This is a genomic window from Mycobacterium sp. (genome assembly GCF_965229265.1).
Classification (GTDB): Bacteria; Actinomycetota; Actinomycetes; order Mycobacteriales; family Mycobacteriaceae; genus Mycobacterium.
The window spans coordinates 2,049,433-2,074,349 of record NZ_CBDDIY010000010.1; the positions used below are offsets into that span (position 1 = coordinate 2,049,433).

A 24,917-nucleotide genomic window follows, 5' to 3' on the forward strand; every position below is an offset into this window, starting at 1 on the left:
GTCATCCGAACCGGGTGACGACGATCCGGTCGACAAGCACGCACAATCCGTACAGGCCCAACGCCAGCGCCATGGTGGCTACGACGGCCGCCCACATCGTCGGCATCTGATAGTTGCGCATCGCAACCAGCAAGATCGGGCCCACACCCCCGTTGCTGCCGAACCATTCACCGATCACCGCACCGACGATCGCCAGCGGCATCGCCACTTTCATGCCGGTGGTCAGCACCGGCAGTCCGGCAGGAATCCGGGCCCGCAGCAACACCGACCATCGGGAGGCCCCAAGCACCGAGAGCAGATCGATCGCGCTGCGCGGGCCGGCGGCCAGGCCCGACACGAAGGCCAGATACAGCGGGAAGTAGGCGGTACACGCGGCCATGGCCGACGGCACCATGTCACGGTCGAACAACGCCAGCAGGATCGGCGCCAGCGACACGAACGGGATGGCACTCTCGATGGTGCCGAGCTGGTCACTGCCGCGCCGCACGACGGGCACCAGCGTTGCAATCAGGGCGACGATCGCAGCGGCCACCAACGCCCACGTGAAGCCCTGAAGCGACTCCAGCATGGTGACCCTGACCCCCTCGGCGAGGGTGGCGCGGCGCTTGCCGTCCGCGAGCACCCGCAGCACGGCCACGGGCGAGGACACCGTCGACCCGAAGACCCGGGACACCGCGGCGACGTGCCACACCACTCCCATGACGAGCAGGCCGATCCCGGCGTAGACCCGTGCGCTGACCGCCCGGTCCACCCCCGCCTCAGCCATCGCCATCCGTTCTGGCGCTGAGGGTGTCGAGGTCGGCGGTCAATTCATCGACCATGGCATGGAATTCCGGTGAACGGGTCACCTCGGTGGTGCGGGGCCGGGCGAACGGGACATCCCGGATCTTGCTGACCCGCCCCGGCCGCGGGGAGAGGACGACGACGCGGTCGGCCAGCAGCAGCGCCTCGTCGACGTCATGGGTCACCAACACCGTCGTGACCGGGTCGGCCATCCAGATCCGTTGCAGCTCAGCGTTCAACCGACGCCGGGTGACCGCGTCCAGCGCGCCGAACGGCTCGTCGAGCAGCAGCACCTCCGGCTCCAACATGATCGAACGGGCGATCGAAACCCGTTGGCGCATACCACCGGACAGCTGCTTGGGCCGGGCATCTTCGAAACCCGACAAGCCCACCAGGGCGATGAGCTCGGTGATTCGTTGTTTGTCCACGCGCCGGCGCGCCACCCGGAACGGCAGGGCGAGGTTGTTGTAGACCGTCAGCCACGGCAGCAACGCGTTGTCTTGGAAGGCCACCCCGAGGCGGTGTTTAGCGGCCAGTTCACGCGGCTCGGCACCACCGACCCGAACCGCACCGGTGGTCGGCTCCTCCAACGAGGCGATCATCCGCAGCAGGGTCGACTTTCCACACCCCGATGGGCCGATGAGAGCGATGAACTCGCCGGGCTTGACCTTCAGCGCGACGTCGCGAATCGCCTGCACCGAACGCCCCCGCCGCATCGGGTACACCTTGCCGACGTAGTCGATGTCGATCGCGGCGCCACGGACGGTTTGTTGTCCGTCAGGTCCGTGCGCAGTGACAGTCACTATGAGCCGCTGTGCAGTTCACGCAGCAATGACATGTCGACCACCTTGCTGACGTCGGTCGTCTTCAGTCCGGAGGCTGCCATGCCCTTGTAAATCGGCCCGGCAAGATAGGTTTCGTCGATCCACAGCAGGCCGTGTTCCTTGGTGCCCTCGCTGCTGGCCAGCGGCACATACGCGGCGTTGTGCTCGATTTCACTGTCCAGCGACAGGCCGGCATCTTTGCCGTAGGTGTCGACGGCGAGCTTCGGGCCGGTCGTCGGGTCGGCGATGTCCTCGGCGAAGCCCTTCAAGGTCGCCGCGAGGAACCCCTTCAGGGCGTCGCGCTTGTGGTGCAACGTATCGGCCGTGACGAAGATCGGCAGGGTGTAGGCCGGCAGGCCCGCGTCGGTGAACGACAGGATTCCCGGCATGTGCCCTTCGGCCGCCTTGTAGGACAGCGCTTCGTCGGTGATGAAACCGGCGAGTACGTCACAGTCGCCGTTGATCAACGCATCCGGGCCGTATCCGGTCGGGATGAAGGTGTAATCCGGCTCCATGCCGTTGAGTTTGAAGATGGCGTCGAACTTGCTCTGTATGCCCTGCGGTCCGCCCATCCGCTTTCCCTTGAGGTCGGCGACCGTGTTGATCGGCGCCTTGTAGCTGGACATCAGCACGTTGAGATTGCTCTGGTAGAGCGCACCGATGTTGACCAACGGGTTGCCGTCGGCGGCAGCGGCGACCACCGTCGTGATGTCGGTGGCGATCCCGATGTCGGCTTTGCCACCGGCCACGATGCCTTCAATGGCGCCGATGTCCGAACCACCGGGAATGAACGAGACCGCCACATTCTCGGCCTTGTAGTGGCCGTTGGTATCGGCCAGGAACAGCGGGGCGTATTCGGTGTCAGGGACCCACGCCAATTGGATCGACAGGTTGGTGGCCGCTGCCCCCGATGACCCGGCGGCTGAGGTGGCCGACGAACCGCCCCCGCTCGGGGATCCGCAAGCGGCCAGCAGCGGCGTCGCCGCAACGGCAACGCCGCCCATGCCGAGGGCACCGAGGAACATCCGGCGAGACACCGGGGCAGGAAGGACTCGGCGAGAGTAGTTGACTGACATGGGTGCTCCAGATCGTGGGTCGAAGTGGTGGGGTTAGTCGAATCGCTCGCTGACCAGACGACACAGGCTGGCGACCAGGGAGTAGAGGAGAACCGACAGGGCGATCGACACTGCTGAACAGGCCCATGCTTCTGCCGTCCGGTACGAGGACTGCGCCACGATCAGCCGGTAGCCGAGCCCGTCGGTACCCATGATCCATTGCGCGAGCATGGCGCCGGCAACGGCGGCGACGATCGACAGTCGCAGCGAGACAAGGGTGCGCGGCAACGCCGCCGGTGCGGCCAATCGGATGAACCGCTGCCAGCGCTGCGCCCCCAGCACGGTGAACAGGTCCGACGACCCAGGCGGCACCGCCAACAGTCCCGAGGTTGTGAACACCAGAACGGGAAAGAAGGCGATCAACGCGGTGATGATCACGATCGTGGTCGTGCTGTACCCGAAAACCCTTGCCAGGATCGGTGATATCACTGCCACGGGTAGACATTGGGTCAACAGTGCGGGACCGCTGATCATCGCCCGCGCGGCCGGCGAGAACCAGGACACCGTGGCCAACAGCGCTCCGGCCGCAACCCCGAGCACCATGCCGCCGACCACCACCTCGATGGTGTGCCAGGCGTCGGCCGCGAAGCTCCTCGGCTGCTGCGCGATGTAGGCCAGCACATCCGTCGGGTCGGGGGCGACCGCCGGTGGCAGGTCCGCCAGACGTACCCACAACCACCATGCCAGCAGCAGGAGCGCCAACGGCCACAGTGCGTCCAGGACGGCGTGGGTCACCCGGCCGACTGCCTTGCGGCGCGGCGATGTCACCCGTCGCGCCGCCGATGTCGGTGCGACGGCGGGGTCGACGCCCACGACGAGCTGTGTCACGCTGGCTCCGTCACGGATTCGGTGTCCCGCTCAGCCGACGGTGGCGAGCAGGTCTGCGTAGCGCGGGTCGAGTTCGGCGGCGTACTTCAGATAGCGCAGCGTCAGCCACCGGTTCATCTGGGGCAGAGTGCCTTCCTGCCAGCTGTAGCGACCACGCTTGGCATACCGGGAGCGCTGTCCCCACTGCATGCGGGTGTTGGAGTAGATGTCCTGCTCGTTGATCACCTCGTTGACAGCGTTCTGCATGTCGAACGCCCACTGGAAACCCGGTGACTTGATGGAACTTTCGGGGAACAGCCACGCCATCCGCAGGGTCATCGAATTGGCCGACTCCGGGGTGATCAGGAAGTAGAAGACCTGATCGGGGCTCAGCGCGAAGAACACCGTCGGCAGCACCGAGGCAAAGACAATACGTTTGCGGCGCTCCTCGGACAGATTGGGCAGCACCGGCAGGATCACCTTGCCGGTGGGGTTGAACCCGGCGTCCATCCAGCGGTAGTGGGTGGGGTGCATGACCTGCCCGTCGGTGTCATCCCAGGGCAGGAACTCGGCCATCGAGGCCGGTGCCATGTCGTGGTAACCCTGATGCACGAACGAGGTGTGGTAGGGCTCGAGGGCGTTCTCGTGCATGCCCTTCCAGTTCCACGGCTGGTTCTTGTATTCCATGGTCTTGACGACCTGGAGATTGCCGACGTCGTAGGCCTCCATCTCGGCGCCCAGCTTGCCCAACGTCGGTGCCAGCGGAGCCGCGTCGGGGTTCATGTTGGCGAAGATCATCCCGAACCAGATTTCGACCTTCAGCTGCGGCAACGCGGTCTCGCTTCGCAACTCGGCCAACGGGCAGGTGCGCGTCATCTCGGGTGCGGAGACCAGATCGCCTTTGAGGTCGTAGGCCCAGTAATGGTAGGCACAGCGGAACTGCTTGGCATTGCCCTTGTCACCGTCGACGGTCACCGGGTATCCCCGGTGCTGGCAGATCGACGACATCACGCGTACCACGCCGTCGGCACCGCGGACCACGATCAGCGGCTCGTCGGCCACCTGGATGGTGAAGTAGTCACCCTCGTTGGGGATCTGGCTGACGTGACCCAGACAGAGCCATTCCCTGGCGAAGACGGCCTCCTTCTCGAACTCGTAGAACTCCTCGGAGGTGTAAACACCGGCCGGCATGGTGCGCGCAGTGGTGTAGTCGGTCGATTCGGCATCCAGCGCGCCGAGGATGTCGTGCAGTTGGGCGGACAGCTGGTTCATGACGGAGGCTCCTAGGACAGGGTGGTTGGGGATCCACTCAGGCAACATTGACGACGGCGGGCTCTTCGGCATTTCGCGCCACCACGCACAGGCACGGAACGTCGCCGGGGTTTTCTTCACGGTGCACCAAACCGCCTGGCACGACCACGATTTGGCCGGCTGATGCGGTGAAGTCCTCTTCACCGTCGGGTCCCTCGACCAGGAACCGCATAACACCGGAGATGATGCAGACGATGGTCGTCTGCCCCTGATGATGATGGGCCACAGAGTGATGGCCTGGAGGAAGCGCGCTGACTCCCATCCACATCCCGCCCGCCGCGGCGGCCGTCCCGCGGGAGAGCGCCCCCGAGGCGCCCCCGGCGTCGGCGGCGTTGTCGGCTTCCATGGCCGCGGCGCTGACCACGCGGCTGCCACTGGGGAAGGCGGTCTGTTCAGCTGACGAACTCATCGGTGACTCCCGGCTGGTGAGTTGTTGCGATTCCTTCGATTTCGATCAGAAACTCAGGGCGTACCAACCGCGCGACGACCAGAAGGGTGTTGCCCGGTGGGTGCCGTCGCGGGTAGAGCTCGGCGAAGATGTCTTCGCGTATCCGGTAGAAGTCGTCGATGTGTCCGGGGTCGACCAGGTAGGTCGTCATCTTGGCCAGCTCGCCAAAGGAGCTTCCTGCCGCCGACAGGGTCTCGCCCAGCAGCCGGAAGACGGTGCGCATCTGAAACTCGAAATCGCCCGCGCCCACCGTCGCGCCGTCGCGGTCGACCGACAGCACGCCGCTGACCAGTACCAGCGACGCCGACGGGGGGCAGATCACCGCCGGCGAATAGAAGCCGACCGTCTTGCCGCCGGTTCCGGCAACAGTATTGGCGCCCATCAGGATCCCGCTCCCGAGACGGCCACCATCGACTCGTTGGTGCATGCGATGACCCGGTTGCGCAAGGTGCCGATCCCGTCGATGACAGTCTCGACGATGTCGCCGTCGGCGAGATACCGCGGCGGTGTCTGCGCGAAGCCGACACCCGAGGGTGTGCCGGTGGCGATCACGTCGCCGGGACGCAAGGCTACGTACTGGGAGATCACTTCGATCTGTTCGGCGATCGGGAAGATCATGTCGCGGGTGTTGGCCTGCTGCATCAGGTCGCCGTTGATCCGCAGTGCGATGTCCAGCTCGGGCGGATGGCCCACCTCGTCGGCGGTGACGATCCAGGGCCCGATCGGCGTCGACCCGTCGACATTCTTACCCAGGTGCCACTGCTTGTGCCGGTGTTGGACGTCGCGCGCGGTGATGTCGTTGACCACGGTGTAGCCGAAGATGTAGTCGGCAGCCCGTTCTCGCGGGATGTTGCGGCCTGCGCGACCGATGACGACGCCGAGCTCGACTTCCCAGTCGAATTCGGTCGAGATCGCAGGGGTCAGGTTGAGGGTGGCGTAGGCCCCGGTCACCGCGGCCGTGGTCTTGAAGAAGACGATCGGATGGTCAGGCACCTCGGCGACGAAGACGTCGGCCGACTCCCGCTGGTGTTCGAAGTAGTTGATACCGATGCAGAGCACACCCCGACAGGTGGTAGTCAACGGCGCCAGCAACTCGACATCGACCAACGGAATCAGTGCGCCGTCCCCGCCGGTCAGAGGCTCGGGAGCCGACCCCGCGATCAGCTCGTCGAGCGACTGCCGAACGGGTTGAACGGCAGCGTCTGTCACGACGCCGGTCATCGTGGTACCGGCGTGATGGAAGCGCGCGATCTTCATCCGGGTGGTTCCTTTAGTCGGGTGGGCGTGGGGGGATCCCACATCCGGGTGGCCAGCCAGCCCTCGTCGTAGGGGGTGCGGAAGTCCAGCGCCAGACGCAGGTGCGAGAACTTCCAGACGCCGTCCCTGCGTTCGAAATCGTCGATGTAGATACCCGCCTGCCAGAAGGCACGATCACGCCCAGAGTTGCAGGTTTGCAACAACTTCCACTTTCCGACGGCATGATCGCCGTCGACCGTGATGTCCTCGTTGGTCAGGAAGTGCGCGGTGAACGACATCGCGGCAGCGGCCGCGATGAAGGACTCGGCGATGGCCTGACGCCCCTGGATGCACTCCCCGGCGCGAGCGGGCTGTTCCCCTTCCAACGGCCGGTCGGGCAGCCCCTCCCAGATCGCGTCCTCCCAGAAGAGATCGCCGACCACGCCTCGTAGCCGGTCGTCGAGGCCCTGCATATAGGCGGCTTTGAGTCGGCGGATGGCGTCCTGGGACTCAAGGGCGTCGAGCCGCCCGAGGAGGGCGGCGGCCGTCGGCGCAGCGCCCGCCGGGTCCGCCGTTTCTCGCAACATATAAAAAGTGAACCACCGCTACACCCGGCCGTCCACCCGCGGGATGGTAGTAAACACGAAGTTTACCCGCGCGAAATAGACTGTGTTGCAAGGTCAGAGATGCTTCAGTCTGGCCACCCCCGACAAGGGGTCGCCGTCCCCGTGCGATGGACAGCCAAGCGTCGAGTAAGCCAGATCCTATAAAATCTGTCCCACGGCCCCTGACCCTCCTCGAACCCGAACGGTGGTATCCGTGCCCGAGACCCATACACCGGTCCAACTGACCGACGTCCTCGACCCGTTCACCGGACAGCGGTCCGACGTCACCTTCGACGTGTCAACGCCCTCCGGCGGCTCGGGCCGGTCGGTGATCGACGGTTCCGAACTGTGGGCACTGCCCGGCCTGTTCGACGCCGATGCCCACCTTCCGGTCCTGGGACGCGGCGTTCGCGAGACGGATCGCTGGCGTGCGCTCGCCGGCGGGGTCACCTCCCTGAACACCGCCGTGTCGTGGCAGGACGTGCAGTCCCTCGACCTCGACGCGGTCACGGCCTTCTTCGCCGCGACCGACTTTCCCCGTATCCTGCCGATCCTCTCGATCGCCGACGCCCCGTCAAGCGCGGAGTTCGCCAATTGGCTGGACAAGTTCGGCGAGCAGATCCGCACCACGTGGGCGCCGATGATCAAGATCTACTCCAACGACCCGCACTTCTGGACGAACCTGGAGGCGATCTGGGCATCGGGATGTCGCGCCGCCATCTACTTCTACGACGAGCAGTCCTATCGGGAGGTGCTCGATTCCGACGGCCCGGTACATTTCCGCCACACCATCAGCAAGTCCATGGCCGACGAGGTGCGGGCCCGGCCCAACTCGAGCTGCCAGACATCCCCGCACTTCCTTCTCGAACTGCCCCCCGAGCGGCCCGCCGAACTCCATGTGCTGCCGCCCGTTCCGGGCGGAGGGGCCCGAACCAGCCTGTTGACCGTACTGGCAGAGGAGGTGGACCTGATCGCCAGCGACCACAACGCACCGATACTGGGCAACACCGGCCCGGGCCTCGAAATCCAACAGCATCTACTGCCGGCCTTGCTCACGCTGGTCGAGCAGGGCGCACTCGAGCTCGCCACCGCGATCGAGAAGGCCACGAGCGCCGCCGCCGCGATCTTCCAACCAGCGGCCAGATTGGCCGACGCCACGATCATCGTCGACCCGCGCAGCACCGGGCCTGTGGGATTATGGCCCGGTCAGGAAGCACGACGGGCCGCCTTCTTGGGCATCCCCCTCTCGGGCACCACCGTCGCGGTCTACGAACACGGCCGCGGCTTCTTCCTGTGACCCGCCGACTGGATCCGACCACCACCGAGGAAGGCGCCACGCAGTGAAGGCGACGAGAAGTACTCAGAAGGAGTCGAAGCCGCGGCTGCCCGGGCTCGGCCTCAGCACCGCCCGCACCGCCCATCGTGACGTCGCCGACCGGCTGCGTCAGGCGATCGTCTCCGGGGTACTGCCCAGCGGCACCCACCTCATCCAGGTCGAGCTCGCCCAGACCATGAACGTCAGCGTCACGCCCGTGCGGGAGGCGCTGCGCGAGCTGGAGAACGAAGGACTGGTCGACTTCGACCCGTTCCGCGGCGCGACCGTCCACGGCGTCACCCTCGACGAGCTCGAAGAGATCTACGAACTGCGCCGCGTCCTGGTGCCCCTGGCGATCCGCGAACGCATCGCGACGATCACCGACGAGGACCTGGACCGGGCCGACAAGATCGCCCGCACCATGACGCTGCGGATGAGCGACTCGGAGTGGGTCGATGCCAACCGCGAACTCCACGCGGTTCTCGACGGAACGCCGAGCCAGCCCCATCTGCGCAGCTTCCTGCGCCGGTTATCGGACGTATCAGCCTTGTACGTCGGCATTTCCGTGCAGACCGATCCGGAGCGACGCAAACGCGCCCGCGACGACCACAATGCGCTGATTGCCGCCTACCGCACGCGCAATGCCGACGCGGTCACCGCCATCATGGTGCGACACCTCAACGACACGGCCTCGGTCGCGGCGTCCGCGCTGCGAAGCCAGCTCCCCGAGGGCGAGCAGCTCACCGTCGGCTGACGTCGCGCTCAACGAGTCAGAACACAGATCGCAATCCGCCCAGCAACTCGTCACCCTCAGTTCTGACTCGATGGTCACGCCAGTCCCCGCTGCGCCCTTGCGGGCACCTGTCGCCAAATACTAGGATCTCCTAGTATTCAGCGGCCAGGTCAGCCAAGGGGCAGTTCATGAGCACAACCATCCAGCACTTCATCGACGGCAAGCGCAGCAACCTCAACAGCACGCGCACCGCCGACGTCCTCAACCCCAGCACCGGCGAAGTGCAGGCCCAGGTACTCCTGGCCAGCACCGCCGACGTCGCCACGGCGGTCGCCTCGGCCGTCGAGGCGCAGAAGGAATGGGCGGCCTGGAACCCGCAGCGCCGCGCGCGGGTGTTGATGAAGTTCATCGAGCTGGTGAACGCCAACAGCGATGAACTGGCCGAGCTGCTGTCCATCGAGCACGGCAAGACCGTCGCCGACTCCCTCGGTGACATCCAGCGCGGTATCGAAGTCATCGAGTTCGCCATCGGCATCCCGCACCTACTCAAGGGCGAGTTCACCGAGGGCGCCGGTGGCGGCATCGACGTCTACTCCATCCGCCAGCCGCTCGGCGTGGTCGCCGGTATTACCCCCTTCAACTTCCCCGCGATGATCCCGCTGTGGAAGGCCGGCCCGGCCCTGGCCTGCGGCAACGCCTTCATCCTCAAGCCTTCCGAGCGCGATCCCTCGGTGCCGGTCCGCCTGGCCGAGCTGTTCCTGGAAGCCGGCCTGCCCGCCGGTGTCTTCCAGGTGGTGCAGGGCGACAAGGAAGCCGTCGACGCCATCCTGACCCACCCCGACATCAAGGCCGTCGGCTTCGTCGGCAGCTCGGACATCGCGCAGTACATCTATTCCACCGCGGCGGCCAACGGCAAGCGCTCGCAGTGCTTCGGCGGCGCCAAGAACCACATGATCGTGATGCCCGACGCCGACCTGGACCAGGCTGTCGACGCCCTGATCGGCGCCGGCTACGGCAGCGCCGGTGAGCGCTGCATGGCGATCAGCGTCGCGGTGCCCGTCGGCAAAGAAACAGCGGACCGCTTGAGAGCCAGGCTCGTCGAGCGGATCAACAACCTGCGCGTCGGGCATTCCCTGGACCCGAAGGCCGATTACGGCCCGTTGGTCACCGGGGCCGCACTCGAGCGGGTCCGCGGCTACATCGACGCCGGCGTGGCCGCCGGAGCCGAGATCGTCGTCGACGGGCGGGAGAAGGGCGCCGACGAGCTGACCTTCGGCGACGCAAGCCTCGAGGGCGGCTACTTCATCGGCCCCACGCTCTTCGACCACGTCACCACCGACATGTCGATCTACACCGACGAGATCTTCGGTCCCGTGCTGTGCATCGTGCGTGCCGCCGATTATGAAGACGCCCTTCGGCTTCCGACCGAGCACGAATACGGCAACGGCGTGGCGATCTTCACCCGCGACGGCGACGCCGCCCGCGACTTCGTCTCCCGGGTCCAGGTCGGCATGGTCGGGGTCAATGTGCCGATCCCGGTTCCGGTGGCCTACCACACCTTTGGTGGCTGGAAGCGGTCCGGCTTCGGCGACCTCAACCAGCACGGCCCGCACTCCATCTTGTTCTACACCAAGACCAAGACAGTGACCGAACGCTGGCCGTCGGGCATCAAGGACGGCGCCGAGTTCGTCATCCCCACAATGAAATAGAGGGGCAATGAGTCCTTTTGCCCTCGACGACGACGAACGGGTCATCGCCGAGACGGCGGCCGCGTTCGCCGCCAAACGCCTTGCCCCGCAGGCCTTGGAGTGGGATCACACCAAGCAATTCCCGGTCGAGGTGCTCCGCGAGGCCGCTGAGCTGGGGATGGCGGCGATCTACTGCGCCGACGACGTCGGGGGCAGCGGCCTGCGGCGCATCGACGCGGTCCGGATCTTTGAGCAGCTCGCGGGTGCGGACCCGGCGCTGGCGGCCTTCATCTCGATCCACAACATGTGCGCGTGGATGATCGACACCTACGGCACCGCCGACCAGCGCACGTCGTGGATCCCCCGGCTGGCGTCGATGGAGGCCATTGCCAGCTACTGCCTCACCGAGCCGGGTGCCGGCTCGGACGCGGCGGCGTTGCGCACCAAGGCCGTCCGAGATGGCGACGAGTACGTGCTCGACGGCGTCAAGCAGTTCATCTCCGGGGCGGGCGTCTCCGACGTGTACGTGGTGATGGCCCGCACCGGTGCCGACGGTCCACGGGGCATCTCGGCGTTCATCATCGAAAAGGGCACGCCGGGGCTGGGTTTCGGCGCCAACGAGGAGAAGATGGGCTGGAACGTCCAGCCCACCGCCCAGGTGATCCTGGACGGAGTACGGGTGCCGGCGTCGGCGATGCTCGGCGGCCCCGAGGGCGAGGGCACCGGCTTCGGCATCGCAATGAACGGCCTCAACGGCGGCCGGCTCAACATCGCGGCATGCTCGCTGGGCGGCGCCCAGGCCGCCTACGACAAGACCGGCGCCTACCTGGCCGACCGGCAGGCCTTCGGCGCCGCGCTGCTCGACGAACCCACGATCCGCTTCACCCTGGCCGACATGGCCACCGCGCTGGAGACCTCGCGGCTGATGTTGTGGCGCGCGGCAGTTGCACTGGACAACGGCGAACCCGACAAGGTGGCACTGTGCGCGATGGCCAAACGCTATGTCACCGACGCCTGCTTCGAGGTGGCCGACCAGGCGCTGCAACTGCACGGCGGCTACGGCTACCTGCGGGAGTACGGGCTGGAGAAGGTCGTCCGCGACCTGCGGGTGCACCGGATCCTGGAGGGCACCAACGAAATCATGCGCGTGGTCATCGGGCGGGCCGAGGCCGTCCGCGTGCGCGCATCGACATAGGAAGAGAGACCCGATGACGACGATCGCGTTCCTGGGGCTGGGCCACATGGGCGGCCCGATGGCGGCCAACCTGGTCAACGCCGGCTACCCCGTCCGCGGCTTCGACCCGGTGCCCGAGCTGCGTGCGGCCGCCGAGCAGAAGGGGGCGACGGTGTTCGACGCCGGCGCCGAGGCCGTTGCCGGCGCTGACGTGGTGATCACCTCGCTGCCCAACGGCGCGATCGTGAAATCCTGCTATGCCCAAGCCCTTCCGGCTGCCAAACCTGGCACGCTATTCATCGACACCTCCACCATCTCGGTGGCCGACGCCCGCGAGGTCAACGCCCAAGCCGCGGCCGCCGGTATGACCCAGCTCGACGCCCCGGTCTCCGGTGGCATCAAGGGCGCGACCGCCGGCACGCTGGCCTTCATGGTCGGCGGCGACACCGACGCCCTGAACAACGCGCGACCGGTGCTGGATCCGATGGCCAGCAAGGTGATCCACTGCGGCGCCTCCGGCGCGGGCCAGGCCGCCAAGCTGTGCAACAACATGGTCCTGGCCGTGCAGCAGATCGCCGTCGGTGAGGCGTTCGTACTGGCCGAGAAGCTGGGCCTGTCGGCGCAGTCACTGTTCGACGTGATCACCGGCGCCACCGGCAACTGCTGGGCGGTACATACCAATTGCCCGGTGCCAGGACCGGTTCCGACCTCCCCGGCCAACAACGACTTCAAGCCCGGATTCGCCACCGCACTGATGAACAAGGATCTGGGCCTGGCCATGGACGCGGTCTCCTCCACCGGCGCCTCGGCTCCGCTGGGCGCCCACGCCGCCGAGATCTACGCGAAGTTCGCCCAAGAGCACGCCGACCTGGACTTCAGCGCCGTCATCGAGACGCTGCGCTGAGACGGCAGCTTAGAAGTCGCCGGCGTGGTGGCGCAGTGTCTCGATCGAGGACACCAGCGCCTGTGCCTGCTGCGGCGACATCCCGATCTCGGCGAACACCTGCTCGTTGAGCGTGGCGGTGGCGTCCTCGACCGTCGAGCGCCCGAGGTCGGTGATCTCGACGAGTGTGGTGCGCCCGTCGGTCGGATGAGGCACCCGCTTGACCAGCCCGTCGGCCTCCAGCCGGCGGATGGCATGGGTGACGCTGGTGACGTGGACCTGCAGGCGGTCGGAGGCCTTGGTGATCGGCAGCGCACCGGTACGGCTGAAGGCCAGCAGCCGCAGCAGCTCGAACCGGGAGAAGCTCAGGTCATAGGGCCGCAGCGCGGTCTCCACACGGGCCAGCAGAATCTGGTGTGCCCGCATCACCGAGGTGACCGCGACCATGCCTTCGGCAACATCACCCCAGCCGGCCCGCTCCCAGTTGGCGCGCGCCGAGGCAATCGGATCCCGCTTTTCGGCTGGCATCCGCCAATAGTGCCCTACGCCCGCGGCCTAAACAGGCTGCGCTGTAACAGCACATCCCCGGTGTCGGCCGACACTACCTGCACCGCAGCGATCTCACCGATCGGCATCGAGGTGCTCCCCGACGGCGAGGCGGTAGCGCCCTGCACCGCCATCCAGGTCGCCAGCTGGACCCGGGTGCCGTCCCGCCCGACCGCATACATCGCCAGCTCGTCGCCCCCGTCTGCCCCGCGGGCACCCAGCTCCTCGCGGTAGGTACACGTCATCTCGACGTGGGTGCCCCAACCCTCGCTGCGGAGCACCACCGTGGCATCGAACTCCGACGGCGTCGCCGTCGGAGTCATATCGAGCGCGACCGCACTGCTGCCCGCGTCGTTCGGGGTCACCCCGAGCTGGGCGGGCCTGATCGCCAGGACCATCCCCACGGCCAGCACGGCGGCGGCGGCCAGCCCGACCGCCCAGGTGACCCAACGGGCCCGACTGCGGCGACTGCGCACCTTGAGCAGCACCTCGTCGAGGAGTTCGGCGCGGATCGGCGGCGGCTCCAGACCACCCTCGTCGATCGACGCGACTTCGTCCGGGCCCAGCATCGCCAGCAGCGCGGGCATCCCGCTGAGCTCGGAGACCCCCGCGCGGCACAGCGGGCATCCGCTCAGGTGCGCCTCGTACTCCCGGCGTTCGCTACTCGACAGCGAGCCCAGCACGTAGGCGGCATCCCACAATTCGTAGGGGTCGGCGTGGGTCATCGGGTCACCCCCATCTCCTGCAGGGTGAGCCGCAGGGCACGCACGGCGTAGTGCAGCCGCGACTTGACCGTCCCCTCGGCGATCTGCAGATCCGCCGCGATCTGTGCAGTGGACCAGCCCAGATAGTAGGACCGTCGGATCACGGCGCGGTGCTCGGCGGAGAGCTGGGCCAGGGCGTCGCCCAGCAGCAGCCGGTCCAGCGCCGCGTTGACCTCGTCGGGACCCGCCCGGTCGGGTGCGCCGGGGACGTCCAGCGAGTCGGATTCCTTGCGGAAGCGGGCACTGCGGCGCTCGTCGATGACCATGTTGCGGGCGACGGTGAACAGCCACGCCCGCGCCGAACGTTCAGCGTTCTCGGCCACCTCGGGATGCTGCCAGGCTCGCAGCAGGGTCTCCTGGACCACGTCTTCTGCGCGCACCGGGTCGCCGGTGAGCCGCACCGCGTAGCGCCACAGCGCAGCGGCGTGATCGCGGTACAGCACTCGCATCAGCCCGGCCTCCGGATCGTCCATGGGAAGACACCTCCGGAGGAGACACGAAATATGCGTACGCTTGGTTCAAGTGTCTGGTGCCGGCCGACAATGCTGCAAGCTGCCCGGGTTCTCGCGCCCTCGATGTGACGGTCCGCGCCGGGCGCGTCCTGCTCATTCCAAACCGGTGCGACCCTGCGCCCAGTAGGCCTTGCCCTTTACCTTTCGGGGTTTGGTGACCCACTGCCGCGCACCGCGCCGTATTGCGTGCACCGATGCCGCATCACCACTGACAACGAGATCGAATGCCGCGCGGCAGCTGTGGGCCGCATCTGCCGCGGCCTGCAGTAGCGCCTCTCGGCTCTCCTCCGTGGGCACCACGACACAGTGCTGCCTGCGAAAACCCAGTTCGTCCAGTACGGCGATCAATGCTGACGGGTTGATCGACTCGAGGATGATGTGAGCGTCGGTATGCATGGTGCGCAGCGCGCACGCCAGGCCCAGGCTGGATTCGTCGCCGACGAACACCGCCTCTCCAGCGAGGTCGCGCAGATCGATCGAATGCCGGGGCCCGAAGACTTCGCAGACGTCACCCACAGAAACCTTGCGGAACCAGCCAGAAGCCGGTCCCTCTCCATGCGTGTAGCCGATGATTTCAGTGAGACCGTTCTCCGCATCCCACCGGGTCGGCGTGTACGTGCGCATCTGGAAAGCGCCCCGGGCCGGACGGAACTGCAGTTTTGATCCCGGAACCCAAACGGCGCCACGGAAAGCATCGCTTTTCAACTCGACCCTGACGATATTCGATGCCAGCGTGTCGACATGTGTCACACCAGCAGATGTCAGCAACACATCGCTCACGAGATCCGCGACGCGGGCAGTCAGCGCGACCATCGAAATTCTCCTCGTAAATAGGTTAGCCTATCCTAACACTATCTAGGCTGTCTGATTACCAGGCACCCGTCAAGCCGTAAGCGGCAATGCGCATGACATTCCGTTCCCCGACGGCCAACCTCAGTAGCACCGGCACACCTGCTCGAGACACTGAGCTTGTTGCACTACTGGGGCGGGTAGGCCGGCGGTGGATAGACGCCCCTCAAGATCCACGGAAGCCACGTCAGGCCGTATTCGATCTCGTCACTGGCGTCGTAGTCCGGATTCGGATCTATGCCGCCGCTCTTGTTATCGGGAACGTCCACCGGCGGATCAGATTGACCATAGACAGCGACCACCACAGTGCGGTCAAGACCGTTTTCCGACCACACCCCGATCTGATTGTTGGCGCAGTTGGACATGATCGCGAAGTACGCCGGGTTGTAGTACCACTGGTTGAGAAGTTCGATCCCGCTCATGGCTAGCGCCGGGTTGACCGCGACCGTCTGGGCGACCGTACCGTGGAAGCCCGCGGCGGTGGCGCGACTCTGCGGCGTCGAGCCGTCAGACCCGATATCGCCATCCAGCGCACGGTCATTCATCATGTCCTGGGCATGCCACTGCGCAGCCTGTTGCAATTGCGGGTTGATCATCACGCCGTTGGTGCAACCAGCTTGATGTTGCATGGTGTACACATTCGCCACCACACCGTCGTTGAGTCGCTTGTTATCCGCGTGTGCGAGCGAAATCGACGGTCCTGCCCAGATTGCGGCTAGTGTGATCGCCACCGTCGAGCCAGTGACCACACGCCAGGAAATGTTGATAGCCATAGGTTCTCCTTCGGTCAAGGCCTCTGCGGTCGACGATCACTAGCCGAATTGCTTCAATGCCAGAGCAACGCCGGGGCGGCTCCTGCCGAGAGCGCCTGCCGTTGGCCGTGGCATGTCCGCGTAGCACCTCGGGTACTCCCCTACTGCGGGTCGAACTGTGAAATGAGCCATTTTTCACCGACCTTGTCCAGAGACACGCGCACACTCGAGGCGCTGTTGGTATGCGGGCAATTACCGATGTGTCGTCTGATCGACGAAAACCAATACAACAGCGCGCTTTTCAGTCATCGACACCAACGCCGCCGCGGGCACAGTTGCCCGATCACAGACTCAATTCCGGCTTCTCTGACCGCCCCCTGCGACTTCGATTGCGCCCGCTTGACCACGTCGATCAGCGCGTCGGACCGCCGCTCGAATTGCTCCCGGAAGGATCCGGTGGATGAGTCGAGGATGCGTTGGATATCGCTGTCGGCATGTTGCCAGTCGATGGTGGTCAAATTCACCGCTCCCTGGCGGGCGATCTCCAGAAAGAGTGCCCGCTGCTGGAGTTGCTGATGCTGCTGGTACGCAAGGATTCTCAACCAGCTCGTCAGCCCGCACAATGCCATCACTGACAGACCACCGAAACAGGCTGTGGCTCGCAGCGGTGAGCGCCGCGGAGAACTGATCACCAAGGAGCTTCCGGATCCGTCGCCCTTCGGGGAGACTTCGGTGACCGAACCAGAATCATCAAGTCCCGAATCGAACGGATCATCCTCCGGTGCAAAGCATCCCGACCCCATGGACGCGGTCGGCAACGCCGAAGACGTGTCGGCTACGGCGCCGACGCTGGTGTCAGCATCGATTGCCACGTTTGGTTCTCCTTCGCGGGTCCCAGGTCAGCCTGGGTGTAGACGTGTCCGTCCGGGCCGACGTAGGCGCCGGTCGCCGGGTCGTAGGGTGCCACCGCGACCGGCGGTGGGGTTGCTGCACTGGGCAGCACCGGTGCGGGCGCGCTGCTGGGGGGCGCGGATCGGTCCACCGGCAGTTGCGGAACACCCTGCCCGGTCAGTGTTGCGTTGGGATCTCCCTTCCAATTGTTGCCGTCATTGAGTGGGACATACTCTTGGTCGCTTTCGCACATCTTCACCGTGGGGGCGCGCTTACCGGGACGGGTGAGGCAGGGCAGGTTACGCAGGCCGCGCACGGCGTTGGGCGCGTCCTGCGGTATGCGGCAATACAGATCACCGGCCGGCCGGTCGGGGTAGTCGACCAAGCTCGGCGAGCGTTGCTGTTGAGGGGGCAAGAACCCGGTGGTGCAGGGGGCGGGGAGATTGAGGTTCAGGTTGAAGTCGAGCATCGGGCCGGTGATGTCCTGTTTGGTGTTTCGACTCGCGACGTAACCGGCCTGAGAGTTGGCGATGGCCTGGGGAACCAGAACCAGGATCTGTTCGATCGCCGGCTGATAAGTGACCGCGACCTTGCCTACGCTCACCAGGTTGGACATGATGACGGGCACAGTGGGCGACAGGCGTTCAAACAGCTGGCGCCCCCGCTCAGCTGCTGGACCTGTCTTCTCCACAATCCCGGCGACCGCAGCGTCGTTGGTATGAAGCTGATCGCTGATCGTGGCGAGATGTGCCGCCCACGCGTTGACCGCGTCGGCAGTGCCGGTCTGAGAGTCCAGCACCGGCCCGGATTCGTCGATGACGGTGAGCAGCGACTGCAGGTTTGCGTGGGCATCGATGGCCAATGATGTGGAGCCCTTGACGATCCGCGAGAGCTCTGGGCCCAGCCCCCCGAATGCGGTGTAGCTTTCGTCGATTGCCGTCTTGAGGTCGTCCTGAGGAATCGCTTGTAATCCCCGGTTGACGTCGTCGAGCAACGTGCTGACCTGCGGTTGCACCGACGCGCGGCTCAGCGGGATCACGTCACCGTTCGCGAGGTCCGGCCCATCCGCACTTAGCGGAGTAAGTGCGACGTACTGTTCCCCGACAGCGGAGACGCTGTGCACTTGAGCAGTCAAGTCTGCCGGAATGCGAGTGCCCGACTTCAATGAAAGTACCGCCTCGGCGCCAGTGCCGGTGAGCCGGACGTCTTCGACGTAACCAACTTCGGTACCGCGGTAGGTGACATTCCCACGGTGGTAAAGACCACCGCCACTGGGCAATTCGACCGTCACACGATACCGGCCCAGACCCACCATTGCCGGTGCATCGATGTAGCCGAAGATCATGACGCCCCCCGCCACGACGGAGATAAGGGTGAAAATTGCCAGCTGGATCTTGATGCGCGAGTTCAGATGCACGTCACGGCCCCTGGTTGAGGTGATAGGGGACTACCAGCGGATTGCCGATCGTGGCCGGACTAGGGAGCTGGCCTATGGTTCGGCCCCACTGCATCTCCAGTCTGGTCAGGTCGCCCTCCCATCGAGTGCCTGTGAAGAAGGACGTATCCAACCGGCTCAGGGTGAGATCGAGGATCAGAGTCAGGTTGGCGTAGTCACCGCGGAACCAGTTGGGGACGGTCTCGTTGATCCACGGGTAAGTCGTGAAAGCGCTCAGCGATCGAGTCAGGGCAGGGCCCGCGTTGCCCAACGAATCAAGCACTGGCCCGAGGTCCTTGAGCTCTTGGACGAACTTGTCTCGAGTTCGGCTGATGAGATCTTGCGAGACGGCGTTGAACTTGCCGAACCGGTCGAAGGCTTCGACCAACTTGTCGCGCTGGTGATTCAGCACCGCAAGGGCGTCGGGAATGCTGCGGACCGCCGCGTCCATCACAGGCTGTTGGGCAGCGAATTGGCCAGCAACGCGGTCGAGGCTGTCCGACGCCGCGATGATGTCATCCTGCTGGTCACGGACATGCCCGACGAATTGGTTGATCTGATCCAACAGACTGCGCAAGTCCTGTTCGCGGCCAGTAAAAGCGGTGCTGAGTTCTTTCGTGATCTCTTGCGCACGCCCCAACCCGCCGCCATTCAGCAGCATCGCCACCGCCGCCAACGTCTGCTCCGTATTGGGGTACGCCCCGGTGGAAGCCAAAGGGATCAAGGAGCCGTTATGCAGGCGGCCTTGCGGCACCACGCCGGCCGGCGGAGCCAACTCGACGTGCAGCGAGCCGAACACACTTGTCTGGCCTATTTTGGCAGTGGCATTTTCGGGCAGGTTCACGTCGCCATCGAGACGCATCGTGACCAAGGCGTGCCAGCCCTGACGTTCGATCTTGGTGACGTTGCCCACCATCACGTCACCAACCCGAACGCGCGAGTTTGGCTGGATATTGGTCACGTCGGGTAGCTGCGCCTGTACTTCATAGGACCCCGGGCCGCCCCCGGCAGTGCCGGGAAGGGACAGTGAATTGACACCGCGCCAATCGCACCCGGTCGACATCGTGGCCGCAAGCATCAGGAGCGTGATGAGCTGCCGTGCACTTCGCATCATGATCCGCTCCCATGAGGGAGCATCAAACCGCGTAATCCGGCTGTGGGATCGCCACCAGAAGCGTCACCAGGCGGGGGCGCTTCTGCCGACAGCGGCGGCGTTTGCTCAGCCGGTGGGAGCGCACCTTGGTCGGGTGGAGACACCGACGACTGCGCGGGCGCAGGTGGGACGTAATCGGGACGCAACCAGTCTTCGCTGTAGGTGATTTCGTTGGGGCGCGCCTGGTTGTTGACGATCGGATTGAGACCAATCGGCGGGAAGTTGTACTGACGGTTCTTGAAGATCGGCGCCAGATACTGCGCACATAGTTTCGCCGACTGCTCAGCACCGAGACGCGATGCAGCTTGGATCGCGCCGCAGAGGAACATGATGGGATTGGAGAAGTTGGTCACCGCAAGCGCCCCGGTCATCGCAGCATGAGCAGGCTCAAAGATGTTGACGGCATTGGCGATCGTGGTCGGCGCGACGTGCAACGTCTGCTTGATGTCATCGAGGCTGCCGACGACCGACGATGTCACCGCGGCGAGTTTGTCCGATGTCGTTCCCAGCGCGTCCTTGTTCTCGGCCAGAAAGCTGTCGACGTCTCCGATCGCGGTGTTGATGTCCGAGACGGCCTGTCCAACCTCATTGGGGCTATTGGCCAGCAACGCGGTGACTGCGGCGAGGTTGGTATTGAGTTCGCCCATCAGACCGGCGCTGTCGTGCAACGCACTGACCAAGGTGGCGAGATTCTTGATGGTCGTAAAGATGTCACCGCTGTGGTCGCCGAGCGTCGAAATCGCCTGGGCGAGTTCGATGACGGTGTCACGGATGTTGGCACCCTGGCCGCGCAGGTTTCCTGCCGCGGTGTTGACCAACGCACCAAACGTGCTGACACCGCCCGGCTCAGTGGGCTGCAGGTATTCGGTCAACTTGTTGAGCTGTTGACGCAGGTCGTCCCACTCCACCGGTACGGCAGTGCGGTTTTGCTCGATCACCGCGCCGTTGATCATCGACGGTCCGCCGGCATAGGTGGGAGTCAGCTGGATCGAGCGTGCGGTGATCAACTGCGGTGAGATGATAACCGCGTTTGCGTCGGCGGGAACCTGGTATTTGCTGTCGAACCAGAAGCTGATCTTGGCACGCATCGGCTGAGGCTCGATGGAGTCGATCTTGCCGACGGGAACCCCGAGGATCAACACATCATCGCCCGGGTAGATCCCATTGCTGTTGTCGAAGTAGGCAATCACGTGGACTCGGCCGGCCTGGCTCACCGAACGGGTAGCCAGCACCAGCCCGCACGCCAGGAGCGCAGCCAGTGCGATCGCCAGACCAACCCGAAGCTTGCCCGCCGTCATGGCTGTCCTCCTTGTGCCGGTTGCGATGTCGTTGGCGGCGCGGACACCTCGTTAGGCGCTGGGACGTAGACCGGGCTCGGTGTTGGCTCGGGCGTGTTCTCCTCGCCAGGGGAGACGGCAGGTGGACCCGGAGGTGGTCCGCCGGGGGGTGGCGCCGGAGGGGGCTCCCGGTAGGGATAACAGCCGGTGGGACCAGGCAGCGGGATCCCCGCTGGCCCGCAGCCGCGGTCATCAGGGTTGCCGGTGATCGCGTCGGGAATCGTCATCCTCGGCTCGCCGCCCTGCCCGGTGCGGGGATACGGGACCGGCAGTGCGGGCGTCCCCGGCTGACCGACCTGGGGATCGTTGAGTTTCGATGGTGCAAGCACATTCGGGTCAAGGCCCAAATCGGAGAAGGCCGCGTCGACAAATGGCTGCACGAATTGTCCGGGCAGCAGGTTGGCCACGTAGGTCTTGAAGAACGGGCCCGAGGCCAGCGACTCGCCGAGCGACATCATGTACGTATTGAGCATCTTGATGGCTTTGGTGATGCGGTCTTTGCGGTTGTCGAGGATCGCCAGAACGCCGTTCAGCTTTTCCAGTGCTGGGCGTAGCTGTCCTTTGTTGTCGTTGATGAGGCCGCTGAGCTGCCGTGCCAGCGCCGAGACGTTGCCCGAGATGTTGTCGACCGCAGCACTTTGACTGTTCAGTTCGGTGAGCAACGCGTTCGTGTCAGCGATCAAGCTCACCACCTGATCGGTCCGCTGGGCTAGAACGCCGGTCACCCTGTTGGCCCTGGCCAGCAGGTCGCGCAGCTGGACGTCTCGCGCGTTGAGCGTCTTCGAGAGACGTGCGACGCCTTCGGTAGCATCGCGGAGCTCCGGTGGGGTGTCCTTGAAGGCGTCGGCGAGTACTTGCCAGGACTGGGAGAGCTGCCCGGTGTTGAGATCACCGAGTGTGGTGGATAACTCGCCTAGCGCGTCGGGCAACTCGTACGCGGGTGTGGTGCGTTCCACGGGAATCGGCCCCGTCAACTCGCCCTCACCACGCGGCGTGATCTCGAGAACTTTGGCCCCCAGCAGGCCACGCGTCTTGATTGCCGCTTCGGCTCGGTTGCCGAGCCGGATGTGCTTGTCGACGTCGAATCGGACGATCACTCTGTTGCCGTCAAGCTCGATGCTGGAGACTTTGCCGACCTGCATGCCCGACACTTGCACGGGCTCGCCAGCTTTCAGGACGCTCGCCTCAGCGAAGTAGGCAGCGTAGTCCTTCCCCGGGCGTAGCAGAGGAACCTTGGTGTAATTGAACGGCAGCCAGACGGCGAAGGCGATCAGCAGGATCGCAGTGATCCCGATGGCCAGCAGTTTGCGATTGGAGTAGGTTTTCACTTCGCCGCGCACCGCCCGGTGTCTTGGCCGACAAGCTTGACGAACACTGGGTTTCCGCCCTTGCCGTTCACTTTCGCCAAGACATCACAGATGTAGAACGTGAAGAAGTCGCCGTAAATCCCCTGCCGACCCAGGATCTGATACGTGTCGGGAAGTGTGTTGATGATGTGGTCGAGATACTCGTGATCGGCCAGAACGTTTCCCGCGGTCCTGTCGGTCTGATGCACGGTCTCGGCGAGCGGTGGCCGTGCTTCTTCAAGCGCATCGGCGACGCTGCTGGCTGCGGCGTTGGTGTGGGCGATCGCATTAACCAGATCGCTCTTGCGCGCCGCGAGTCCGTGGACAAGTTGGGACAGCGAATCGACGGCCTTGGCGAACTGGCCGCTCTGATCGGCGAGCGACCCGAGCACGGTGTTGAGATTGGTGATCACCTGTCCGATCAGCTGATCCCGGTCGGCCAGGGTGCTGGTGAGCGTCGCAGTGCTGGCCAGAAACGAGTTGATCGTGGGCCCTTGGCCTTGGACGGCAGCGATGAGCTGCCCTGTCAACGCATTGACCTGGTCAGGCTCGAGCGCGCGAAACAGCGGGCGAAATCCCCCGATGACCGCATCGAGATCCAGTGCGGGTGCAGTGCGGTCAGGAGGAATAGTGGCACCGGGGGCGAGCCGTTTGAGACCTCCAGCGCCTTCCTGAAGCTCCAGATAGCGACCGCCGATCAGGTTGTCGAATCGAATGACAGCTCTGGTGCCTTCGGTGAGCACGACAGTCTCGTCAGCGGTGAAGTCGACGAGAACTTCGTGGGCGTCATTCATCGCGAGATGTTCGACCTTGCCCACTTCGACACCGGCGATACGCACAAAGTCGCCGTCTTTCAACCCGCTGACGTTTGTGAAGGCGGCCCGGTACGAGCGGTCGTTGTCGAAACGGAGCTGACCATAAACCATGACCATGGAGAAGATAGCCAACGCGCACACCGACGTGAAGATCGCCAGTCGAATGGCGGCGCCCCGCAGGTTACCTCTCATTGGCACGTTCCTTGCAATCGTGGTTCCGTCATGGTGTGGGCGGGGCGGAAGGATCTGGCGGATTTGCTTGCGACGCTTGCGGTGCCGGCGGTAAACCCGGCCACAGCGGTGTGCCGTCAGGCGCATACAGTGATTCGCCATAGGGTGGCGCTCCCGGGTAGGGCACCGGTCCGATCGCCGGCGGCCCTTCGCCACGGAAACTCGGTGGCTCGGGGACAGCTCGTGTGACGGGGAAGTAGTCCACCCACCATGGATGCCCGATACCCGGGTTCGGGCGGGCATCGAGTCCGGTGCCCCACCCAGTGTTGGTGATCAGCTGGCGCACTGGGTAGTTCTGCGCAACGTCGGGCAGTGATCCGCATCCAGGTTTGCCTCCTGGGCCGCCTTTGGCCGCGACGATCGGGAGGTTGTCGGGATACCGATATGGGTCGTCGCCAAAGAGCATCCCACCGTCGAGGATGATCGACTTTCCGTTTCCACCGACGGCCGCTCGTGCACCGTTGTCGACGAGGAACTTCGCGCCGGTCAGCAGACAGGTGTATTCAGGGTTGTATTTCATCAGCAGATCCGTGGTCGGCAGCAACAGATCGACAGCGTCGACGATCTGGCTTGCGTTGGGTACCAGCAGATCGATACCCGCTTGCGAGAAGCCGACAGTGCTCAACAGAAGTGCATCCAACTGTGACGCATGCGCGTTCACCGTGTTGCTGGTAGTCGTGGCGGCCCGCAAGGTTGCGATGATGTTCGGTGCGGCAACGCTGTAGGTATCGGCGAACCCCTTCAGCGACTGCCAGTTCTTGTCGACGGTATCCATACGAGGGTTGATCGCCGCCAGGACTTCAGTGGTGTCAGTCGTCGCCTCACCGATGCGCTGCCCCTGTCCGCGCAGGCCGTCGGCAAACGCGCTGAGTACTGCGTTGAGCTTGGCGGGGTCGATCTGCCGCAACACTTGTGTGAGGTTCTCGAAGACGGTGTTGACCTCGACGGTGACATTACGCGACTGCAAGACCTCGCCAGCCGTAATGCGTTGCGCACTAGCATTACTCGGCGCCATCAGATCAACGTATTTCGCACCGAACGCCGTGGTCGCCCTGATCTCGGCTTCGACGTTCGACGGTATGAACCTGACTTGATCGGGAAAGATCTCGAGCTGTAGGCCGGCCGTTCCGGCGGGAGTCGAGGTGACACCGGCGACGCGGCCGACCTCGATATCACGCATCTTCACCTTTGCACCGGGCTCCATGACCAGGCCAGCTCGGTCCGACATGACGGTCACCGGGACGAAGGACCGGAATGTGCCGGCGAAGGCGGCGGCACAGACCGCGATTAGTCCACAGCAGAACGCTACGAGAATCGCTGTCCACCATGCGGGGGCGAGGTGACGCTTAGGTGAGTGCATGCCG

Annotated in this window: 26 protein-coding genes; 5 read left to right on the forward strand and 21 right to left on the reverse strand. The window is 64.9% G+C overall.

Annotation, left to right across the window (positions count from 1 at the left end; all coding sequences use genetic code 11):
* Position 1: 1 nt before the first annotated feature.
* Genes ADBZ9K_RS11475 through ADBZ9K_RS11515 form a run of 9 tightly spaced genes read right to left on the reverse strand, consistent with a single transcriptional unit; the run spans position 2 to position 7,111 of the window.
* The gene (locus ADBZ9K_RS11475) at positions 2–766 is read right to left on the reverse strand and encodes an ABC transporter permease (protein WP_526620354.1); all 765 of its coding nucleotides are present in this window, start codon (positions 764–766) and stop codon (positions 2–4) included.
* Positions 759–1,586, reverse strand: a complete 828-nt coding sequence (locus ADBZ9K_RS11480; RefSeq protein WP_526620356.1) for an ABC transporter ATP-binding protein — start codon at positions 1,584–1,586, stop codon at positions 759–761. Before ADBZ9K_RS11480 ends, ADBZ9K_RS11475 begins: the two co-directional genes overlap by 8 nt.
* Positions 1,586–2,683, reverse strand: a complete 1,098-nt coding sequence (locus tag ADBZ9K_RS11485) for an ABC transporter substrate-binding protein (protein ID WP_526620357.1) — start codon at positions 2,681–2,683, stop codon at positions 1,586–1,588. Before ADBZ9K_RS11485 ends, ADBZ9K_RS11480 begins: the two co-directional genes overlap by 1 nt.
* Before the next feature lie 33 nt (positions 2,684–2,716).
* Positions 2,717–3,550: an ABC transporter permease gene (locus tag ADBZ9K_RS11490; protein WP_526620359.1), complete on the reverse strand. Its 834-nt coding sequence runs from the start codon at positions 3,548–3,550 to the stop codon at positions 2,717–2,719.
* Positions 3,551–3,580: 30 nt separating this feature from the next.
* A complete protein-coding gene (locus ADBZ9K_RS11495; RefSeq protein WP_526620360.1) occupies positions 3,581–4,801 on the reverse strand; it encodes an aromatic ring-hydroxylating oxygenase subunit alpha in 1,221 nt (406 codons plus the stop codon).
* A gap of 37 nt (positions 4,802–4,838) precedes the next feature.
* Positions 4,839–5,249, reverse strand: a complete 411-nt coding sequence (locus tag ADBZ9K_RS11500) for a cupin domain-containing protein (protein ID WP_526620361.1) — start codon at positions 5,247–5,249, stop codon at positions 4,839–4,841.
* A complete protein-coding gene (locus ADBZ9K_RS11505) occupies positions 5,233–5,670 on the reverse strand; it encodes a RidA family protein (protein WP_526620362.1) in 438 nt (145 codons plus the stop codon). The genes ADBZ9K_RS11500 and ADBZ9K_RS11505 overlap by 17 nt, the downstream gene beginning before the upstream one ends.
* Positions 5,670–6,545, reverse strand: a complete 876-nt coding sequence (locus ADBZ9K_RS11510; protein ID WP_526620364.1) for a fumarylacetoacetate hydrolase family protein — start codon at positions 6,543–6,545, stop codon at positions 5,670–5,672. Before ADBZ9K_RS11510 ends, ADBZ9K_RS11505 begins: the two co-directional genes overlap by 1 nt.
* Entirely contained in the window at positions 6,542–7,111 is a 570-nt protein-coding gene (locus ADBZ9K_RS11515) for a nuclear transport factor 2 family protein (RefSeq protein WP_526620366.1), read from the reverse strand. Before ADBZ9K_RS11515 ends, ADBZ9K_RS11510 begins: the two co-directional genes overlap by 4 nt.
* A gap of 232 nt (positions 7,112–7,343) precedes the next feature.
* On the opposite strand from ADBZ9K_RS11515, the gene ADBZ9K_RS11520 reads away from it, so the two are divergent.
* From ADBZ9K_RS11520 to mmsB, 5 genes are all read left to right on the forward strand, one after another.
* On the forward strand, positions 7,344–8,426 hold the full coding sequence (locus tag ADBZ9K_RS11520; protein WP_526620368.1) for a hypothetical protein: 1,083 nt from the start codon (positions 7,344–7,346) through the stop codon (positions 8,424–8,426).
* Between the two features lie 43 nt (positions 8,427–8,469).
* Entirely contained in the window at positions 8,470–9,198 is a 729-nt protein-coding gene (locus ADBZ9K_RS11525) for a GntR family transcriptional regulator (protein WP_526620370.1), read from the forward strand.
* Between the two features lie 167 nt (positions 9,199–9,365).
* Positions 9,366–10,886: a CoA-acylating methylmalonate-semialdehyde dehydrogenase gene (locus ADBZ9K_RS11530; RefSeq protein WP_526620372.1), complete on the forward strand. Its 1,521-nt coding sequence runs from the start codon at positions 9,366–9,368 to the stop codon at positions 10,884–10,886.
* Between the two features lie 7 nt (positions 10,887–10,893).
* A complete protein-coding gene (locus tag ADBZ9K_RS11535; RefSeq protein WP_526620374.1) occupies positions 10,894–12,060 on the forward strand; it encodes an acyl-CoA dehydrogenase family protein in 1,167 nt (388 codons plus the stop codon).
* A gap of 13 nt (positions 12,061–12,073) precedes the next feature.
* Positions 12,074–12,943: a 3-hydroxyisobutyrate dehydrogenase gene (gene mmsB, locus ADBZ9K_RS11540; RefSeq protein ID WP_526620375.1), complete on the forward strand. Its 870-nt coding sequence runs from the start codon at positions 12,074–12,076 to the stop codon at positions 12,941–12,943.
* Positions 12,944–12,952: 9 nt separating this feature from the next.
* Here mmsB and ADBZ9K_RS11545 read toward each other — a convergent pair whose 3' ends face one another.
* The 12 genes from ADBZ9K_RS11545 to ADBZ9K_RS11600 form a co-directional block, all read right to left on the reverse strand.
* Entirely contained in the window at positions 12,953–13,450 is a 498-nt protein-coding gene (locus tag ADBZ9K_RS11545; protein ID WP_526620377.1) for a MarR family winged helix-turn-helix transcriptional regulator, read from the reverse strand.
* Positions 13,451–13,464: 14 nt separating this feature from the next.
* Positions 13,465–14,193 (reverse strand): anti-sigma factor family protein, encoded by a 729-nt coding sequence (locus ADBZ9K_RS11550; RefSeq protein WP_526620379.1) that lies wholly within the window; start codon positions 14,191–14,193, stop codon positions 13,465–13,467.
* A complete protein-coding gene (locus ADBZ9K_RS11555) occupies positions 14,190–14,705 on the reverse strand; it encodes an RNA polymerase sigma factor (protein ID WP_526620381.1) in 516 nt (171 codons plus the stop codon). The genes ADBZ9K_RS11550 and ADBZ9K_RS11555 overlap by 4 nt, the downstream gene beginning before the upstream one ends.
* 132 nt (positions 14,706–14,837) lie before the next feature.
* A complete protein-coding gene (locus tag ADBZ9K_RS11560; protein WP_526620383.1) occupies positions 14,838–15,557 on the reverse strand; it encodes a siderophore-interacting protein in 720 nt (239 codons plus the stop codon).
* Positions 15,558–15,721: 164 nt separating this feature from the next.
* Positions 15,722–16,366 carry a CAP domain-containing protein gene (locus ADBZ9K_RS11565; RefSeq protein WP_526620385.1) on the reverse strand — a complete coding sequence of 215 codons (645 nt, stop codon included), beginning with the start codon at positions 16,364–16,366 and terminating at the stop codon, positions 15,722–15,724.
* Between the two features lie 284 nt (positions 16,367–16,650).
* On the reverse strand, positions 16,651–17,148 hold the full coding sequence (locus tag ADBZ9K_RS11570; protein WP_526620923.1) for an Rv1363c family protein: 498 nt from the start codon (positions 17,146–17,148) through the stop codon (positions 16,651–16,653).
* Positions 17,149–17,180: 32 nt separating this feature from the next.
* Positions 17,181–18,653 (reverse strand): MCE family protein, encoded by a 1,473-nt coding sequence (locus ADBZ9K_RS11575; RefSeq protein ID WP_526620387.1) that lies wholly within the window; start codon positions 18,651–18,653, stop codon positions 17,181–17,183.
* A 1-nt stretch (position 18,654) separates the two neighbouring features.
* Positions 18,655–19,785 (reverse strand): MCE family protein, encoded by a 1,131-nt coding sequence (locus ADBZ9K_RS11580; protein ID WP_526620389.1) that lies wholly within the window; start codon positions 19,783–19,785, stop codon positions 18,655–18,657.
* Positions 19,782–21,122 carry an MCE family protein gene (locus ADBZ9K_RS11585; RefSeq protein WP_526620391.1) on the reverse strand — a complete coding sequence of 447 codons (1,341 nt, stop codon included), beginning with the start codon at positions 21,120–21,122 and terminating at the stop codon, positions 19,782–19,784. Before ADBZ9K_RS11585 ends, ADBZ9K_RS11580 begins: the two co-directional genes overlap by 4 nt.
* Positions 21,119–22,489, reverse strand: coding sequence for an MCE family protein (locus tag ADBZ9K_RS11590; RefSeq protein ID WP_526620925.1), 1,371 nt, complete (start codon positions 22,487–22,489; stop codon positions 21,119–21,121). The genes ADBZ9K_RS11585 and ADBZ9K_RS11590 overlap by 4 nt, the downstream gene beginning before the upstream one ends.
* Positions 22,486–23,514 carry an MCE family protein gene (locus ADBZ9K_RS11595; RefSeq protein WP_526620392.1) on the reverse strand — a complete coding sequence of 343 codons (1,029 nt, stop codon included), beginning with the start codon at positions 23,512–23,514 and terminating at the stop codon, positions 22,486–22,488. Before ADBZ9K_RS11595 ends, ADBZ9K_RS11590 begins: the two co-directional genes overlap by 4 nt.
* A 28-nt stretch (positions 23,515–23,542) precedes the next feature.
* Positions 23,543–24,913, reverse strand: a complete 1,371-nt coding sequence (locus ADBZ9K_RS11600; protein ID WP_526620393.1) for an MCE family protein — start codon at positions 24,911–24,913, stop codon at positions 23,543–23,545.
* Positions 24,914–24,917: the final 4 nt, after the last annotated feature.

What these genes read in the sequence shown, in the direction of transcription:
- ADBZ9K_RS11475 (WP_526620354.1), bottom strand. Translation starts at nt 766, where the DNA reads ATGGCTGAGGCGGGGGTGGACCGGGCGGTCAGCGCACGGGTCTACGCC.
- ADBZ9K_RS11485 (WP_526620357.1), bottom strand. Translation starts at nt 2,683, where the DNA reads ATGTCAGTCAACTACTCTCGCCGAGTCCTTCCTGCCCCGGTGTCTCGC.
- ADBZ9K_RS11495 (WP_526620360.1), bottom strand. Translation starts at nt 4,801, where the DNA reads ATGAACCAGCTGTCCGCCCAACTGCACGACATCCTCGGCGCGCTGGAT.
- ADBZ9K_RS11500 (WP_526620361.1), bottom strand. Translation starts at nt 5,249, where the DNA reads ATGAGTTCGTCAGCTGAACAGACCGCCTTCCCCAGTGGCAGCCGCGTG.
- ADBZ9K_RS11505 (WP_526620362.1), bottom strand. Translation starts at nt 5,670, where the DNA reads ATGGGCGCCAATACTGTTGCCGGAACCGGCGGCAAGACGGTCGGCTTC.
- ADBZ9K_RS11510 (WP_526620364.1), bottom strand. Translation starts at nt 6,545, where the DNA reads ATGAAGATCGCGCGCTTCCATCACGCCGGTACCACGATGACCGGCGTC.
- ADBZ9K_RS11515 (WP_526620366.1), bottom strand. Translation starts at nt 7,111, where the DNA reads ATGTTGCGAGAAACGGCGGACCCGGCGGGCGCTGCGCCGACGGCCGCC.
- ADBZ9K_RS11530 (WP_526620372.1), top strand. Translation starts at nt 9,366, where the DNA reads ATGAGCACAACCATCCAGCACTTCATCGACGGCAAGCGCAGCAACCTC.
- ADBZ9K_RS11535 (WP_526620374.1), top strand. Translation starts at nt 10,894, where the DNA reads ATGAGTCCTTTTGCCCTCGACGACGACGAACGGGTCATCGCCGAGACG.
- mmsB (WP_526620375.1), top strand. Translation starts at nt 12,074, where the DNA reads ATGACGACGATCGCGTTCCTGGGGCTGGGCCACATGGGCGGCCCGATG.
- ADBZ9K_RS11545 (WP_526620377.1), bottom strand. Translation starts at nt 13,450, where the DNA reads ATGCCAGCCGAAAAGCGGGATCCGATTGCCTCGGCGCGCGCCAACTGG.
- ADBZ9K_RS11550 (WP_526620379.1), bottom strand. Translation starts at nt 14,193, where the DNA reads ATGACCCACGCCGACCCCTACGAATTGTGGGATGCCGCCTACGTGCTG.
- ADBZ9K_RS11555 (WP_526620381.1), bottom strand. Translation starts at nt 14,705, where the DNA reads ATGGACGATCCGGAGGCCGGGCTGATGCGAGTGCTGTACCGCGATCAC.
- ADBZ9K_RS11560 (WP_526620383.1), bottom strand. Translation starts at nt 15,557, where the DNA reads ATGGTCGCGCTGACTGCCCGCGTCGCGGATCTCGTGAGCGATGTGTTG.
- ADBZ9K_RS11565 (WP_526620385.1), bottom strand. Translation starts at nt 16,366, where the DNA reads ATGGCTATCAACATTTCCTGGCGTGTGGTCACTGGCTCGACGGTGGCG.
- ADBZ9K_RS11570 (WP_526620923.1), bottom strand. Translation starts at nt 17,148, where the DNA reads ATGGGGTCGGGATGCTTTGCACCGGAGGATGATCCGTTCGATTCGGGA.
- ADBZ9K_RS11580 (WP_526620389.1), bottom strand. Translation starts at nt 19,785, where the DNA reads ATGATGCGAAGTGCACGGCAGCTCATCACGCTCCTGATGCTTGCGGCC.
- ADBZ9K_RS11585 (WP_526620391.1), bottom strand. Translation starts at nt 21,122, where the DNA reads ATGACGGCGGGCAAGCTTCGGGTTGGTCTGGCGATCGCACTGGCTGCG.
- ADBZ9K_RS11595 (WP_526620392.1), bottom strand. Translation starts at nt 23,514, where the DNA reads ATGAGAGGTAACCTGCGGGGCGCCGCCATTCGACTGGCGATCTTCACG.
- ADBZ9K_RS11600 (WP_526620393.1), bottom strand. Translation starts at nt 24,913, where the DNA reads ATGCACTCACCTAAGCGTCACCTCGCCCCCGCATGGTGGACAGCGATT.